The following is a 16152-nucleotide window of genomic DNA, read 5'->3' as shown; positions in this document are numbered from 1 at the left end:
AATAAGAATAACCTTAAGAGCGGCGAATAATGGACGAAGCAAAGCGATGCTAAAAGGAAATGAACTGCCCTCAATAAAGGCGCTTAGAACATTTATTGCAGTGGCGAATAATATGAGCTTTTCGAAGGCTGCAGATGAACTCTCTGTGACGCAGGGCGCGGTAAGTAAGCAGATTTCGAGTCTGGAGTTGCAGCTAGGTCAGCCGCTTTTTCAACGTCACATAAATGGTATTGAGTTATCTCATGCAGGTAAACGTTATCTGCCAAAAATAGCCGAGGCGTTAGAGACTATTCAATACGCTACCGCAAGTTTAATTCAGACTGACCAAGTGGAAGAAATACTGACCATCAATGTGACACCTTCCTTTGCCAGTCTATGGTTGATACCTCAAATAGAATCATTCAATCAGAAGAACAAAAGCATTCGCGTAAGAATTAAAACCGGTGATGGAATGGTCAAAAAGATGGATTTGGAAACAGAGATTATGGTCCGTTGTTTACCCATATCCAAGCACTACGAAAACGCCACTTTATTGCAAAAAGAAAACCTAGTCTTGGTTGCTTCACCTACATTATTAGACAACGAAAATGTCAAAACAATCGATGATTTACAAAGGCTTATCTTATTACCTCATGTGACTAGACCACATCTATGGGAACAGTTCAAAAGGAAAATGGAGGTCGATCTTAGCTTTAATTATCACGGTGTTGCGTTTGAGCATTTCTACATGTCCTTAGAAGCGGTAAAAAAAGGTGTTGGTTTAGCTCTGCTTCCTGATTTTATGGTCGACGCTCAGTTAGAAAAAGGGCAGTTGGTTAATCCATTTAATCTTTCAATGAAAACCAATTATGGTTACTACGTACAGATACCAAGTTATAAACTCGCGTCACGAAAGATCTATGAATTTAACCAATGGCTACAGGCAAATCTAGGTAACTAAAATCAAGTCACTTATACAAGGTAACTAATTTCGGTTTTGTGTTGTCGTCTGAATAGAGACAGATTAACGCCAAAATAATGATAGATTGTCGTCAGTTATTTATGTTCGTGCAGTAGGTTTTGCTCTTCAGCGGCAATAAACACAGGCTGCTCACAACATGGGCAAACAGGCGGCTTTTGGTTATCAGAATGTACATCAACGGTCATATTACACGTGGTACAAACATAAGTGCCGGTAGGGTAATTATGGGATGAAAGTGTCGATTGTGCATGTGGCTCATAGTCCATTACATCTCTCCTTTTAGCCTTCTCTAATAGTAATGTAAAAGGTTCCTCTGAATTTGTCTAAGGTGTATTGCTTAAGAAGCTGAATTTATAGACACACATACCGTTTAGCGCAAGTACACTGGCTTTGATCCAACAAAAAATGTTACCTAGATCGACATAAGCACCAAAGTGGAAATGTTTGGGTATTTTGGGGCATGGCGTAAGTATTCAACCCTGTTAGAATCAGCAGCACGTTTAGTAATGACACTGAGACCTGTGAAAGAGAACGATAATATACTGACCCCCTTACCATCCTTGATACATCGCATTGGTGGAGTAAGAGTTAAAGAGGCAAAACAATTGGTCATTAAGCACGGGGCCGTGCTTAAACGAATTCGACGTTCAAGAAACTGGCAGCTTATTGCTGATCTAACCCAGATTGAGAAAATTCTAGAAGAGTTGAAAGCCAAACACCCTGACAAGATGCGTTATATTATCGAAAAACTTGAACAAAAGCGGATTGAATGTGGACCGCCTCCAGAGTCTAAACAGGGTAAATTGCATAGACTCATTACAGAGAACCCTAACGCAACACTTGCTGAACTGATGGTCGCAACGGATTGCACGGTTTCTGAAGCAAGAGAGGCTAGATTTAATATCGATCCGTTCTAAAGTTACGTTGTTCTAAACTACATCAGTTTAGAACGACAAGTTCAGCTTCATATTCGATTTTGATTGTCTTCTATAAATGGCACCACATCTTTGCCTGAAAGTGGTTTTGAGTAGTAAAAACCCTGAACCATATCGCAACCTATTGAGGCTAGGTAATCTGATTGTTCAATCGTTTCGACCCCTTCCGCTATCACAGTTAGGCCTAAACTGTGACCCAAATGGTTTATAGATTGAACGATACTCTGATCTTGTCGGTTGGAAGTGACGTTAGCGACAAATGAACGGTCAATCTTCAAAACACTGGCTTTTAGTTTTTTTAAGTAGGTAAAAGAAGAGTAACCAGTTCCAAAGTCGTCAATAGCAATGCTAAAACCTGCTTCCACCAAGCGACTTAAAATAGCCATGATTTTTTCAGGATTTTTTATCAATATAGATTCGGTCACTTCTAATTCGATCTGAGTTGGCGATATCAGTTCGGTGTCCATTGTTGCAAGCGTTCGTTCGTAAAAATTAGGTTGTTCTATCTGTTGAACCGAGATATTTATTGAAATCCTGCCCTCGAATTTTAACCCTTCCGCATGCCACTCGTTTATCTGCCTACAAGCATTGACGATCACCCAATGGCCTATGTCAGTAATCAAACCATGCTTTTCAGCAATAGGGATAAATTCAATTGGTCCTATAAAGCCTAGCTCTGGCTCACTCCAACGAAGTAAAGCTTCTAGACCCGTAACTCTTTTAGTGGATAGATCAATTTTGGGTTGATAGACCAAGAAAAATTGCGCGTTTTCGATCGCCTTGGCTAGTTTTACAGAAAGCTTCTTTGCTCTGTCATGTTCGTAACCTAGCGATTGTGTGTAAGAGGCATAACTTTGCTGAGTGCTCTTCGCTCTGTGCATTGCCAAGTCGGCCCGAGATAATATCTCGTCTAAATTCTGGCCATCTGTTGGCCAGGTTGATGAGCCAATACTCACGCCCAAATAGTGTTCTCGACCTTGAATTACGATTGGTTTGGAAAAAGATGCGATCAGTTTCTTTGCCAAAGCCGAAGTGCTATTTTCGGTCGCATTTCGGTGTATTATGACAAACTCATCGCCATCTACTCGGGCTAAGAAATCGTTAGCAGACAACAAGGTTGTTAAGCGTCTGGCGACCGTTTTTAAAGCACCATCACCACAAAGGTGACCGTGAGTGTCGTTGAGTTCTTTAAATCGGTCTATGTCGGCAAATAGTATTGAAAAATGATTGTCGGCGGTTGGTTTTACGCTGGCGAGAAACTGAGCTTCCTCAATAAAAAATGCGCGGTTTGGTAATTCAGTGAGGCTATCAAACTGAGTTAATTTTTTGACCCTATCCTCGGCATGTTTCTGGGCGGTAATATCTTTTTTCTCTGCTAAGAAACAGATGACGTTCCCTTTATCGTTCAAGATAGGGGATATAACGGCTTCTTCTATATATTGATTCCCATTACGGTGTACATTAATAAATACACCGCGCCACTGATTGCCAGCCTGTAACGTAAGGTGCATATCTCTATAGGTATCTGATGAGGTTTGATTAGATTTTAGGACACGTGGGTTTTCACCAATAACATCTTCGAGACTATAACCACTAAGCTGTTCAAATTTTTTATTTACGTAGATAATGTTTTTATTTACATCTGTAATAACAACGGCATTCGAACTTTGATTAACGATAGAGAAAAACAGCGTGGAGTTTTTGTCTGCGGTGATACCAATACGCTCAAGTTCTAGAGCAACGGACGGTAAGGTAGACGGTGCGAGAAACCCTTGTTGTAAGACATCAAATAACTGGGAATTCGCGAGCGGATCAATATCTTTTTTATATTTCATTGTCGTTACTAATAACCTTACGTTATTCGGGGCGCTAAGCAGGTAATGGGAATCTTAGTTGGTTCGATTATACACCGGGAGATCGATTAAAAAAGCGAAATAATATCAAGTTGAGGTGAGGGGTATAAAACCCCTCTTTTTATATGTCTATACTTTAAAGTGAGAAACTAATTGGTTGAGTTGCTCCGCCAACTTCGCTATTTCTGTGCTTGAACCTCGTGTCTGATTTGCGGCGACTGAGTTTTCTTCTGCAATACGCTTCACGTTTAAAACATTTTCGTTAATGTTCTCTGCAACAGAGCTTTGTTGCTCTGAAGCACTTGCAATCTGCATATTCATATCGTTAATTACATTAATCGCATTGGTAATGGCACCAAGCGCAGAACTCGCTTTAATCGCGTTCTGAACACAGCCTTCAGCTTGAACCTTACCTTGATTCATTTGCTGCACAGTACTCTCTGTACCCGCTTGAAGCTGTTCAATAAGCGTTTGAATTTCAGACGTTGAACCTTGAGTCCGTGCTGCAAGTGAACGAACTTCATCAGCGACTACAGCGAAACCTCGACCTTGCTCTCCGGCTCTTGCGGCTTCAATTGCGGCATTTAACGCGAGTAGGTTTGTTTGATCCGCTATCCCTTTAATCACATCTAAAATCGTACTTATATTGACGACTTCTTGTTGTACATCATTCAACTTCGTAGAGGAGTCCATTACGCTTTGTGATAAGGAATTGATGGAATGAATCGTTTGCTCAACAACAGCAGAACCGGCTTTCGATTCGATATCCGCTTTATTTGCGGCTGCGGCTGCATTTGCGGCGTTATCAGCGACATCGTGTACTGTCGTCGCCATTTGATGCATTGCTGTCGCTACCATATCGGTTTCTGATTCTTGTTGAATGATCCCTTCTGACGTCTGTTCGGTCACGACGGCTAATTCTTCAGAAGCCGAAGCAAGTTCGCTACTCGCCATCGATATGGTCGACATCATTTGTTTTAGGTTGTCGGCTGTATTTTGTATTGCGTCCAACAGCTGTCCTGTTTCGTCTTTACTCACCTTGCCAACGTTAATTGTTAGATCACCTTCTGAGAGTTGATTAGCCGCTTCAACCGCAGTTTGGATAGGACGGGTTATATTTACCGTTAATAAGTAGGCGGCAACTATCCCTAGCGTAATAGCCAAAATTGATAGTACAACGGTAATTTGAATACTGTTGTCTGTGGATTCTTTTAGTGCTGGGCCAAGAGTGTCTTGATCTTTCATAACCGAGAGTTTTATGTCTTCAATAATAGCCGCGATGGATGGGCCAATTATGTTGAGTGAGTCTTCAGTAATTAAGTTGCGCTCAGTAATAATACTGTCGATTTCATTCATCGCTTCTATGTAACTTGATTGAGCCGCTTTAAACTTGGTGAGTAGACTTTTAAGACCACGGTCCTGGAGATTCTCGTTAAGATCTTGGATTTCATCTGAAAGATCGTTTGACATGTTCTGCATCGACATACTGAAGTCTTCACGGCTGTTGGTTTGTAAATACTTCATCACATATAAGCGGCCAACCAACATTTTGTCTTGGACATGACCTGCGTGGTACACCGCTTCATTATCACCATCTTTGTGAGCCATCGTGATGATCTCTTCGATAGTAGAGCGCATTTCGTTGCCTTTAGGCACGATGATAGTTGAGTAAACAATATCGTGTTTATGAATTAAATCTATTATGGCTTCAAAGGATTGTTCGTAATTGATAATGGAAGAATCGACTTCCAAAATGTGAGACGCGCGCTCAGGGTTTGTAATCTCTTGCTCTGCTTGACTTAAAAAATCCTTCATCTTCGAAAGATAATTGTTATATTGATTTAAATCGTTGTTATCCTTAGTGATTAAGAAATTTTTTACATTCATCTGTACCATCAACATATTGGCTTGTAATTTCCCTGCTAGATTGGTCTCGCGGGCGAGTCCTCTATAGTCAGAAATACCATTGTCAGCTTTTTGTAATGCAAAAATGCTTGTGGTTAATACCACAGACAATAATAACAGAACAATACCGAACCCCAATCCAATCTTTGAACCTAGCCTTAGATTCTTAAACATAACTCACCTCTATTTATAGTTATTGTGCTTTCTGTATACATTATTTATTTTTTGAATTTTTATGCATAATGCTCGCTAACATTAGCAATCACTTGTGTTCTTTGAATTGATATGTGTCATAGATGAACGTTCTATTCAAAAGTTAAATACTTAGGACAAACACATACAAATAACACATTGCTTATATTCGGTATATTTATATAAATAACGTCAAAAAAATGCCTAAATACTATATATTGACAAGGGTTTTATCTGTTACCGGTTAGATTGAATTCCATCTTTACGGATGTATTTTTGTTAAAGTAAAGAAGTAAGGTTTTTAGATGCTGTGTTGCAGTGACTAAGACTAATGCGGGAAATTAGTGTTTGAATGATATTTAAATCAACAAGGTTTGTTATGGATAAGTCGATGACTGTTTCAAAAGTGCTATCTCTATGGGTAAGAATATCTGTAACCGTTTTTTTTCTGCACGTATTTCTGGCTAATGCAAAGATTGCAAACACGATAGAATTTGTTGGTAGTGCGAGTTGTCTAGAATGTCATGAAATAGAATTTAAAGCTTGGAAAGGTTCAGATCATGATATGGCAATGAAACATGCTGATGAACAGAGCGTACTCGGTGATTTTGATAATAGTGTTTTTGAATTTGATGACAAAGAGAATCGATTTTTTAGAAAAGGACAAGAGTACTGGGTCAATATTGAAGGGTCAGACAATGCCTTTCGAGACTATAAAATTAGTTATACGTTTGGTTACAAACCATTGCAGCAATATATGGTCGAGTTTGACGATGGTCGCATTCAACTCATTCCTTTTGCGTGGGATACAAGACCTGAATCCGCAGGAGGACAACGTTGGTATCATCTTTATCCAAAGATGAAGAACAACGATGAGTTCTATTGGATGAATACAGGCCAAAATTGGAACTTTATGTGCGCAGATTGTCATTCTACAAACTTGAAAAAAAACTATGACTCTTCTCTCAATACGTACAACACTACCTGGTCGGAAATCAACGTCGGATGCGAAGCCTGTCATGGCGCTGCAAGTAAACATATTGATTTGATGAAAGAAAACCCCCATGACCAAACAGTCAACCTAGGATTTGGGAGAAAATTGTTAAAATCAGTAGAGAATTGGGTATTTAAAGAAGGACAGTCGACATTACAACCAGATCAGATTCTTCCCACGGACCAGATGACTGTGTGCGCACAATGTCACAGCCGTCGAATGCAGGTGTCTGAGCAAGATGAGCATATGAAAGGTACACTTTTAGACAAATATCGAGTGAGCTTGATAACTTCAGATCTCTACCATGACGATGGCCAGATCTATGATGAAGACTATGTATACGGTTCTTTTATGCAGTCAAAAATGGCCGGTCAGGGGGTAAGTTGTTCCAACTGTCATAACCCTCACTCCACGAAACTGCTGTTACCAGAAGAAGTACTATGTAACCAATGCCACCTTCCATCGAGCTACATGCCTAATAACCATACTTTCCATAGCGAAGGTAGCGAGGCGTCTAAATGCACCACTTGTCACATGCCAGAGACAATGTATATGCAAGTGGACCTTAGACGAGATCATAGCTGGCAGATTCCGAGACCTGACTTGAGCAAACAAATAGGCACACCTAACGTGTGTGGTTCCTGTCATGAAGATAAGGATAATGATTGGGCAGATAATATGCTCAAGCAGTGGTTCCCAAATTCCGTTTATCGTAATCAACCGCATTTCGCCGTAGCATTTTATGCCGCAGATATAAATCATCGTTCTGCTGTCGAAGCGCTTTCTTATATCGCACAAGATTCAAAACAAAGCGATATCATACGCGGCTCAGCACTTCAGCGTCTTAGCTCATCACAAGGGCAAACGGCCATAATCGCGCTTCGTCAAGGGGTAAAGCACGAAAGTGAATTGGTTCGAATAGGAACCATTCAAGGCTCTGCTTCCCTTAGTTTTAGCGAACGGTGGCGTGTTTTAGAACCACTGCTTGATGACGTTTCACTTTCTGTGCGTGCGGAAGCTGCAGGGGCATTAGTGATATATTGGCGTGAAATGAATCCTCTTGAAAAAGAGAGAATAGCTAACCCTTTATTAGATTATATTCAAATTCAAGAGTTAAATTCAGACAGAGGCTTTGCTCGAACGAATTTGGGAAATGTATACCGCTCTCAACAGCGATATGATCAAGCCATTGACGCCTACTTGGGTGCGATAAATATTGAACCTTATTTCCCTAATAGCTATGTTAATCTCGCCGATTTATATCGCAGCCAAGCTAAAGAGAAATTGGCTTTTGATACGTTGTTAAATGGCATTAAGGCTCAGCCTAATTCCGCTACGCTGGCATATAGCGCTGGTTTGTCTTTATTAAGGCTAGGGAAGAAAGAGCAAGCGACCACGTATTTTAAATTGGCAACAAGAGTAGACAGCAACACCGCTCAATATTGGTATGTCTATGGGCTTTCTATGGAGGCGTTTAATGTGTCTGTGGCCAATAGTGCTCTCAAACGCGCATTCGATATCAGTCATGACCCACAGCAGTTATTCGCTAGGTGCAATCTATTGGTAACGAATAGAAAAACGAAGCTACTTCACCAGGAAGTCAATAAATGTATAAATGAATTATCTCAATATGCCGCGCCAGAAGTGACAAACATGTTATTAAACAAACTGAATGAGAAGTGAGCACAATAAAGCAATGTGACCCGTGTTATAGAGTGACCTTATAACAATAACTATTTGTATCTTAATAAATATGTTCTACGCTTTTACTTAACACGAGTAAAGTTAAAGGATGAAAAAGGGAAAACACAAAGAGCATTCTTGCTGCTAGCGTCAGCAGGGATAACACCAATGGCGCTTTCTTATGGTTTGGAGCCCGTCAGGTCGTTGTCTTTTCTGTTTGGTTTAGCATCAGGACTACTCTAGAGTCTATTTGTCGATGGAATGCCTCACTAGTTACTCTTTGCCTATATGATCCTTGAATTTGGTTTTGCAGTCGCGGGCTTTATCTTAATCAAAAAAAGTGAAAAAGTAAGGAAAACGGTATGAAAAGGATGTTTCAAATTTTGTCATTTACCAGTGTGCTTTTATTTTCAGTACTAGCGAATGCTGCGCAAGATAAACCAAATATATTTGTCATCTTTACGGACGATATCGGGATTTCTAATTTGAGTGCGTATCACAACGGTGTAATGAGTAGTGAAACACCGAATATAGATAGTATTGCTGAAAAAGGAATGCTGCTAACCGATTACTATGCTCAACCCTCTTGTACTGCTGGACGTTCTGCATTTTTAACTGGTCAGTTGCCGGTAAGGACAGGAATGCATTCTGTAGGCCTTCCCGGTGGTCCCGTTGGTCTGAACCAAGATACGCCGACATTGCCTGAAATGTTACGAGATCTAGGTTATACAACGGGTCAGTTTGGTAAAAACCATTTAGGTGACCGAGATGAGTTTTTGCCTACCATGCATGGATTTGATGAATATTGGGGGTGGCTCTACCACCTAAATGCAATGGAATACACGGAAGATCCAGACTGGCCAAAGGACGAGGATTTTCAAAAGTTTGCGCCGCGCAACGTGTTACACGTTACATCTGATGGTAAAGGCAATCAAACGATTAAAGATGACGGTAAGCTTTCTATCGAACGAATGAAAACATTGGATGATGAAGTTAACAAACACACCATAAACTTTATTGAAAGAGCAGTGGAAGCCAATAAGCCATTTTTCACTTGGTATTGCCCATCTCGGGGACATGTTTGGAGCCATTTATCACCGAAATACGAGAAAATGCTTGGAACGAATGGTTGGGGTCTACAGGAGGTTGTTATGAAAGATCTCGATGACCATGTGGGGGAAATGCTGGCGAAAATAGAAGAGTTAGGAATCGCAGATAACACTATTATCGTATTTACGGCAGACAATGGCCCTGAAATAATGACATGGCCAGATGGTGGGATGACACCATTCCACGGTGAGAAAGGTACAACGTGGGAAGGTGGTGTACGTGCACCATTTCTCATTCAGTGGCCCAACAAAATACCTGCAGACACGGTAAATAATGGCATGTTTGACGGTATGGACTTACTACCTACTTTAGTTCAGGCTGCTGGTGGACCCACAGATGTAAAAGAACAACTATTGAAAGGTTACAAAGGGCATAAAGCACATCTCGATGGCTATAATCAAATGGAGATGTTAACCAAAAATGGTGAATCGAGCCGCAAAGAAATCTTTTATTACGAAAGAGATAAACTACAGGCTGTTCGTGTCGGAGATTGGAAGGCGCATTTCGTTGTTCAAAATGAAGGTTGGGGTGGAGCAAAAGAAGAACTAAATGCGCCCTTGTTATTTAACCTGAGAAGAGATCCGTATGAAAGAGCAGCTGAAGAATCTGGTATGTACGTTAAATGGATGGGACAGAAAATGTGGGCGTTTGGTCCTGCACAAGCCGCAGTAGGTCAGCATTTAGCGACATTCAAAGAATGGCCACCAGTGACCTCTGAAACGCCAGCCGAGAAAGTAGGTGGAGTAGGGAATTAACAAGTGAAAATAAAAAGCTCGCGATATTTCGCGAGCTTTTCAATTGATTCATCATCCTAGTACTATCCAGTATAATCCTTGAGTTTGTTCAGAGACCAACCCTTTTAAGGTATTTTTACCGTCTGGATACAAAATTACTGGTACAACAATAAACCCGCCTAACAGGTCTATTGCCGAGGGCGCAACACTGTTACACTATTGTTAATTTATACTCAATCAGAAAGAGAAATTATGAAGTTTGTACGTTGGTTTTTAGGGAAAATAATTTTAACATTGAATTTTATTTTTGCCCCTAAAGGCGTCAAACGCAGCGATGCGTTACAACAAGAAGTCGATAACAGAGCAAGCTCAATGAGTCTGTATCAATTTGAGGCTTGCCCATTTTGCGTTAAAGTTCGTCGAGCAATGAAACGTCAATCGGTTAACATTGATCTTTTAGATGCCAAAAACAATCCAACTCACAGAGAGGCGCTATTAACCAATGGTGGTGCGCTTAAAGTGCCATGCTTACGTATAGACAACGTTGGGGAAATCACGTGGATGTATGAGTCATCTGATATCGTTGCTTATCTAGAAAAAGAATTTGCCTAATTCTATTTGAAATGTATGGGTTCTAATCAATGATCAACTTTTATCTGTGATCAAAAATGTGAACCCGTCATTTTTCTTCTCAACAATTAACTAACAGAATGATCAACTTTATCTTCCGATGTTGGTGAGTAACCATCGATATGAGCGAGAAGTAGAGCACTCCAAAAACTACCGAATGCGATAGCAATATTGAGAGAGCCAAAATCCAGAACGAGACAACTTAAATAATAAAAGGTTGTAGTGACGATGGAAGCTTTGGCGATGAATATTAGATAGTATTTATTGTTATGTAGTGAGCGCACTTTCGCTGCGAGTTCTGGTTCTGTTAGGCCGGCGAAAATCGTTATTCCTAATATAACTGCAAAACTAACGATGATATGCATTGCTGGATTGGTAGGCATTGTGGTCGTTATTGTTTGTAGCTGCACAACATAAAACGTATCTAATGCAAATGCTATTACTATAATCACTGTAATTAACGCGGCGATGATTTTTTTTGGAAGTGCTTTAAATACGGCAAACCCAGTAATTATAATGGACGTTTTTTTCTGTTCATTAGGTTTGCCAAGTAGTGCCAGCCAATTTGATGCAACTCCTATAGCAACACAAAATAATGCAATAGTGAGTATTCCTTTTAGAAAGAAGGCTATACCATAACTTTCAGACGCAAAGAGCGCTCCTATATAGATCGTGCCAGCCACAAGCGCTAGACCAATAATACCACCATGGATAACGACGAGTTGTCGTGAATATACAGTCAACATTTCCTTTGCAATTCGTATTAGCTTTTTGTCTATTTCGCTTACAAAAATAGTCATAGTATCCTTCGTGCTGAGTTAACGATTAGGTAAATCGACGTAATGGTTACTACGACCATGTATGACTTTAAGCCAAAGTGCAATTCTTTGTGCCGCATATGCTTGATACCGACAATTCATAACACCATAAAGCGCATTATAAGAGGAATTAACATATTGATTGTTGAGTTCGCGTACAAACTGGTTAACGGCGGGAGTGAGAGGCATTAGTTTATAGTGATTATTGTCGCGTTGTCTGGATTATTACGATTTTTGAAGGTATGAAAATGTCGGAGTTATTCATTAATGCGCAAAAAAAAGGCATATCCGAGGATATGCCTTTTTTAAAATTGTATTCAAGCTCGTATAGAACTAAAATATCATCGCTATTAGATAGCTGTGATATTTTCAGCGTTCGGGCCTTTTTGACCTTGGCTGATAGTAAATTCTACTTTTTGGCCTTCAGCTAGAGTTTTGAAGCCGTCACTAGCGATAGCGCTGAAGTGAGCGAATACATCTGGGCCAGACTCTTGCTCGATGAAACCGAAACCTTTAGCTTCGTTGAACCACTTAACTGTACCTTTAACTTTAGACATAATAATATCCTGTAATCTCAAATTTAATATTGCCCTATTGGGCGTGAATAGCGTGAAATAAACTAAAAACTTAAAAACTACAGAGCGAGGTATTATGGATCTAACAACGAAATGGAGAATGTAAACAACTAGGCTTTCTTTCTTGCTGCGGCGGATATTATAGGATCTGGAATTATTGTCAAGCACTTTTTAAAATTAAATCGTATTTCATGTCTTTAATTTTAAATTAAGTTGTTTATTTCCAACTATTTTAAGGTTTTCTTCCATTCTGCCAGCGTTCGAATATGAGACGGACCAATGCCGCAACAGCCACCAATGATAGTTGCTCCAAGGGCATACCATCGCTTTGCGTATACCAAATAATCGTCGGGTGAAAGGTCACGTATCGAATGTAGAGTATCATTCGCCTCGTGATCGGAATTGATTGGCAAGAAGTTATTAGCATAAACACCAATTTCAATATCCGTTCGGTGCTGTTCAATGACTTCCTTTGCATCTTTTATCGCTTGTTCCATCACTTCAGGAACCGAGCAATTGAAAAATATCCCTTTAGCACCAGAAAGGCAGACCAGTCTCGTAGCCATTTTTACAGATTGCCCTGATCGTAATATGGATTCACTTACTTGGTTATCGCTTAAACTAAAAGCGTAGTAACAATCTTTGGTCGAATTTCTAAGTGCAGAATTAATGACTCCAAATTCCTCCAAACTAGAGATGGTTTCTGCTATCCATAGGTCTACAAAAGGCTCTTGAGCCGCTATAAGGGTTGTGACGATTTTCTCGGCGTTTCTGGCATGGAATAAGTCAGGCCGATAGCTGCCGAGCGGCGGAGGAATAGCCCCTGCTACACACACTGAGCTATTATTGAGAGCGACGGTTTCGGCGATCATAGCGGCTTGGCGAGCAAGTCGTGCTCCGTCGGTTTGAAAACGTTCTTCACCAAGATGAAATGGCACACACGCATAGCTATTAGCGATGATTATCTCAGCACCTGAGTCAATAAAATTTTGATGAGCTTTTGTTACATATTCAGGTGACTCAATCAGTGCTTGTGCACTCCAAAGTGGTTGCGAAAATGGTGCGCCAATATCTTGAAGTTCTCGACCCATGCCACCATCGAGTATGGTAAGTTTTTTCATAATTCCTAATTAAAAATAGAGTAATGTGATGTCGGATAACAGAACACGATGAACCTTGGCTCAAGATGTCATTTAGTGATTAGTTGAGCAGAAAAAATGATTCGCGTGTTTATGCAATTAGATAGATGAGGTTCTTGACCTGTACTAGCAATGTATCTCTGTATGGTTACAACCTTAAGCGCGGCGCTAGTATTATGTCAATGAGAGTGATTAAATAAGAATGAAAGCTCATTCTTGAACGCGTGGCAATGGCGTTATTAACCATTAAATTTGGCTCCATGATAATGTTATTGCGGCTAAGTTGATCCTACAGATTGGTATTAACCGTAACGCAAAGAAAGAAGAAGAAATATGCTTGTAGAAAGTGACTTAATTGTACATTCACGTTTTTTGAAAGAATTGGCTACTCTCTATCAATTGGAATGGAATGATGTAGAGCCTTTTGTGCTTGCGAAAGGTGGCCTACCTATACCGTTACCCATTTTAGCTATTGAAGAAGAGGTTTTAGTTGGTGGTTTGGCTTTTACGCGTTTTTTGGAACCAAATGGAATGTCACAGGTTATATGGATTAATGCTGTGTTGATAAAGCCTCAGTTTAGAGGTTGTGGTTTCGCATCGAGACTGATTAATCGGGCGACGGAAGAGTTGTTAAAGTTTGAACAATCCATACTTTACGTTTACACAAATGTTCCTAAATTGTACTTTCAACTCGGATGGGAAATAGTTGCTCAAGGAACGGACGATGAACATGTTGTCATGAGTAAAAGTATAACACCATAAGAGATGGTAACATTCGTGTAGAAAAAGAAGCAAAAGAGCAGCCAAATCGACTGCTCTCAATATTGATTGTCTTGGAATAAACAACAACAGGAACTTGTAGCTTGCGCTAGGTGTTGCGGTTAATTAGTTGGACATATATTCATTAAACGTTCCGTGGAAGTTTATGAGTTGCTTGTCCTTTATATCAATGATGTGTGTCGCAAGTGACGAGACAAATTCCCTATCATGACTAACAAATATTAATGTGCCTTCAAATAGCTTAAGAGCACGGTTAAGGGCTTCAATAGCTTCCATATCCATGTGATTCGTTGGTTCGTCCATGATAAGAACATTGATATCCATCATCATTAATTTACCAAACAATAAACGGTTTTTTTCGCCACCGGAGCAATTACACGCTTTCTTGTTGATATCATCTTCAGTAAATAGAAGGCGTCCTAACATGCCTCGTATCATCAAGTCGTTGTGTTTTGATGTTCTCCATTGAGACATCCATTCAAATAACGTAAACCCATTGTCAAATTCATTGGTGCTGTCTTGCGGGCAATAGCCGATCGCTGCATTTTCGGACCACTTAACTACACCTTCATTATGCGATAACTCGTTGACTAAGCAACGAAGTAGGGTCGTTTTACCCACACCATTTTCACCGATAACGGCAAGTTTTGCGCCAGCTTCAAGGATCAGATTGCCACCATGAAAGAGTATTTCATCTTCAAAACCATGGCTAAGATCTTCGAGTATTAATGCCTGACGGTGCATTTTTTTACTTTCGTCAAAGCGTAATGAAGGCGTCATTCGACTTGACGATTTCACTTCATCTAAAGAAATTTTGTCGAGTTTTTTTGCACGTGAACTCGCTTGTTTAGCTTTAGACGCGTTGGCTCCAAATCGGTTAACAAAGTCTTGGAGTTCAGCTATTTCAGCCGTTTTCTTTGCATTGCCCGCAAGCAATTGCTCTTGAATTAGGCCAGATGCATCAAGGAAATACTCGTAATTACCTGGGTATATTCGGAGTTCGCCATAATCAATATCCGCCATATGAGTACAGACAGTGTTCAAGAAGTGTCTGTCATGGGAGATGATGATCATGGTGCACTTACGTTTGTTTAGCTCACCAGCTAACCAATTAATGGTATGGATATCCAAGTTGTTGGTAGGCTCATCAAGCAATAATATGTCTGGATTGGAAAAAAGAGATTGTGCGAGTAAAACGCGGAGTTTCCAACCTGGCGCAAGTTGGCTCATTAACCCAAAGTGATATTCTTCTTCTATTCCAGCTTCAAGCAATATCTCACCAGCGCGACTTTCAGCACTGTAACCATCCATCTCTGCAAATTCGCTTTCAAGATCGGCTACCTTCATCCCATCTTCTTCGCTCATTTCAGGCAGAGAATAGATACGTTCACGTTCTTGTTTGATTTTCCATAGCTTTGAATCACCTTGAATTACGGCGTCGACCACGCTGTATTTTTCAAAAGCGTATTGGTCCTGGCTTAGGGTTCCGACTTTTTGACCTGGGGTAATGGACACATTGCCAGATGTTGGCGCGAGTTCCCCACTCAGGATTTTCATAAAGGTTGACTTACCACATCCGTTTGCTCCGATTAACCCGTAACGGTAGCCGTTGCCAAATTTAGCAGAGATGTTTTCAAACAATGGCGCAGGGCCGAATTGCATGGTGATATTTGCGGTAGAAATCAATGGAATATCCTGGATATGTTATGTATCAAAACCTAAGCGAAAAATTGTTGCCACAGTATAGGCTGAGTGTTGCGTAGGTAAAACAGGCGCGGATTATACAGACTTAATTGGTCAAATGTCGAGCTACTTTTGTATCCTGATTAAAACCTATATTCTG

General features: G+C 40.3%; 13 protein-coding genes. 6 read left to right on the top strand and 7 right to left on the bottom strand.

The window, feature by feature from the left end; all coding sequences use genetic code 11:
* Nucleotides 1–46: 46 nt before the first annotated feature.
* A complete protein-coding gene (locus AACW90_RS14965) occupies nucleotides 47–940 on the top strand; it encodes a LysR substrate-binding domain-containing protein (RefSeq protein WP_390235888.1) in 894 nt (297 codons plus the stop codon).
* Between the two features lie 95 nt (nucleotides 941–1035).
* Here AACW90_RS14965 and AACW90_RS14960 read toward each other — a convergent pair whose 3' ends face one another.
* Nucleotides 1036–1227, bottom strand: a complete 192-nt coding sequence (locus AACW90_RS14960; RefSeq protein ID WP_390235887.1) for a hypothetical protein — start codon at nucleotides 1225–1227, stop codon at nucleotides 1036–1038.
* Nucleotides 1228–1401: 174 nt separating this feature from the next.
* Between AACW90_RS14960 and AACW90_RS14955 the strand changes: the two genes are divergently transcribed.
* The gene (locus AACW90_RS14955) at nucleotides 1402–1878 is read left to right on the top strand and encodes a ribosome recycling factor family protein (protein WP_390235885.1); all 477 of its coding nucleotides are present in this window, start codon (nucleotides 1402–1404) and stop codon (nucleotides 1876–1878) included.
* A 47-nt stretch (nucleotides 1879–1925) separates the two neighbouring features.
* On the opposite strand, the gene AACW90_RS14950 is transcribed toward AACW90_RS14955, so the two are convergent.
* Together AACW90_RS14950 and AACW90_RS14945 are read right to left on the bottom strand one after the other, a co-directional pair.
* Complete coding sequence (locus AACW90_RS14950; RefSeq protein WP_390235883.1) at nucleotides 1926–3731, bottom strand: sensor domain-containing protein; 1806 nt, start codon at nucleotides 3729–3731, stop codon at nucleotides 1926–1928.
* Between the two features lie 147 nt (nucleotides 3732–3878).
* On the bottom strand, nucleotides 3879–5828 hold the full coding sequence (locus tag AACW90_RS14945; protein ID WP_390235880.1) for a methyl-accepting chemotaxis protein: 1950 nt from the start codon (nucleotides 5826–5828) through the stop codon (nucleotides 3879–3881).
* 397 nt (nucleotides 5829–6225) lie between these two features.
* Between AACW90_RS14945 and AACW90_RS14940 the strand changes: the two genes are divergently transcribed.
* The 3 genes from AACW90_RS14940 to AACW90_RS14930 all read left to right on the top strand — a co-directional run bounded on the left by AACW90_RS14940 (nucleotide 6226) and on the right by AACW90_RS14930 (nucleotide 10979).
* On the top strand, nucleotides 6226–8523 hold the full coding sequence (locus AACW90_RS14940) for a multiheme c-type cytochrome (protein ID WP_390235878.1): 2298 nt from the start codon (nucleotides 6226–6228) through the stop codon (nucleotides 8521–8523).
* A gap of 362 nt (nucleotides 8524–8885) precedes the next feature.
* Nucleotides 8886–10388: an arylsulfatase gene (locus tag AACW90_RS14935; protein WP_390235875.1), complete on the top strand. Its 1503-nt coding sequence runs from the start codon at nucleotides 8886–8888 to the stop codon at nucleotides 10386–10388.
* 231 nt (nucleotides 10389–10619) lie between these two features.
* Nucleotides 10620–10979, top strand: coding sequence for a glutaredoxin family protein (locus AACW90_RS14930; protein ID WP_390235872.1), 360 nt, complete (start codon nucleotides 10620–10622; stop codon nucleotides 10977–10979).
* Nucleotides 10980–11065: 86 nt separating this feature from the next.
* Here AACW90_RS14930 and AACW90_RS14925 read toward each other — a convergent pair whose 3' ends face one another.
* From AACW90_RS14925 to AACW90_RS14915, 3 genes are all read right to left on the bottom strand, one after another.
* Nucleotides 11066–11797: a hypothetical protein gene (locus AACW90_RS14925; protein ID WP_390235870.1), complete on the bottom strand. Its 732-nt coding sequence runs from the start codon at nucleotides 11795–11797 to the stop codon at nucleotides 11066–11068.
* 368 nt (nucleotides 11798–12165) lie between these two features.
* Nucleotides 12166–12372, bottom strand: coding sequence for a cold-shock protein (locus AACW90_RS14920; RefSeq protein ID WP_195703366.1), 207 nt, complete (start codon nucleotides 12370–12372; stop codon nucleotides 12166–12168).
* A gap of 245 nt (nucleotides 12373–12617) precedes the next feature.
* The gene (locus AACW90_RS14915; protein ID WP_390235867.1) at nucleotides 12618–13511 is read right to left on the bottom strand and encodes a homocysteine S-methyltransferase family protein; all 894 of its coding nucleotides are present in this window, start codon (nucleotides 13509–13511) and stop codon (nucleotides 12618–12620) included.
* Nucleotides 13512–13862: 351 nt separating this feature from the next.
* Here AACW90_RS14915 and AACW90_RS14910 point away from each other — a divergent pair, with 351 nt between their 5' ends.
* Nucleotides 13863–14291 (top strand): GNAT family N-acetyltransferase, encoded by a 429-nt coding sequence (locus tag AACW90_RS14910; RefSeq protein WP_390235865.1) that lies wholly within the window; start codon nucleotides 13863–13865, stop codon nucleotides 14289–14291.
* Nucleotides 14292–14414: 123 nt separating this feature from the next.
* On the opposite strand, the gene AACW90_RS14905 is transcribed toward AACW90_RS14910, so the two are convergent.
* Nucleotides 14415–15995, bottom strand: coding sequence for an ABC-F family ATPase (locus tag AACW90_RS14905; RefSeq protein WP_390235863.1), 1581 nt, complete (start codon nucleotides 15993–15995; stop codon nucleotides 14415–14417).
* Nucleotides 15996–16152: the final 157 nt, after the last annotated feature.

This window comes from Vibrio frigidus, from assembly GCF_042465995.1.
In the GTDB taxonomy this organism is placed as follows: Bacteria; Pseudomonadota; Gammaproteobacteria; order Enterobacterales; family Vibrionaceae; genus Vibrio.
The sequence above is the reverse complement of the archived record's forward strand: the minus strand, read 5'-3'. Positions and strand labels throughout refer to the sequence as shown.

Bases quoted from the DNA above. Each gene is read 5' to 3' on its own strand.
- AACW90_RS14910 (WP_390235865.1), top strand. From the start codon at position 13,863: ATGCTTGTAGAAAGTGACTTAATTGTACATTCACGTTTTTTGAAAGAA.
- AACW90_RS14960 (WP_390235887.1), bottom strand. From the start codon at position 1,227: ATGGACTATGAGCCACATGCACAATCGACACTTTCATCCCATAATTAC.
- AACW90_RS14935 (WP_390235875.1), top strand. From the start codon at position 8,886: ATGAAAAGGATGTTTCAAATTTTGTCATTTACCAGTGTGCTTTTATTT.
- AACW90_RS14950 (WP_390235883.1), bottom strand. From the start codon at position 3,731: ATGAAATATAAAAAAGATATTGATCCGCTCGCGAATTCCCAGTTATTT.
- AACW90_RS14925 (WP_390235870.1), bottom strand. From the start codon at position 11,797: ATGACTATTTTTGTAAGCGAAATAGACAAAAAGCTAATACGAATTGCA.
- AACW90_RS14920 (WP_195703366.1), bottom strand. From the start codon at position 12,372: ATGTCTAAAGTTAAAGGTACAGTTAAGTGGTTCAACGAAGCTAAAGGT.
- AACW90_RS14930 (WP_390235872.1), top strand. From the start codon at position 10,620: ATGAAGTTTGTACGTTGGTTTTTAGGGAAAATAATTTTAACATTGAAT.
- AACW90_RS14940 (WP_390235878.1), top strand. From the start codon at position 6,226: ATGGATAAGTCGATGACTGTTTCAAAAGTGCTATCTCTATGGGTAAGA.
- AACW90_RS14945 (WP_390235880.1), bottom strand. From the start codon at position 5,828: ATGTTTAAGAATCTAAGGCTAGGTTCAAAGATTGGATTGGGGTTCGGT.
- AACW90_RS14915 (WP_390235867.1), bottom strand. From the start codon at position 13,511: ATGAAAAAACTTACCATACTCGATGGTGGCATGGGTCGAGAACTTCAA.
- AACW90_RS14955 (WP_390235885.1), top strand. From the start codon at position 1,402: ATGTTTGGGTATTTTGGGGCATGGCGTAAGTATTCAACCCTGTTAGAA.
- AACW90_RS14965 (WP_390235888.1), top strand. From the start codon at position 47: ATGCTAAAAGGAAATGAACTGCCCTCAATAAAGGCGCTTAGAACATTT.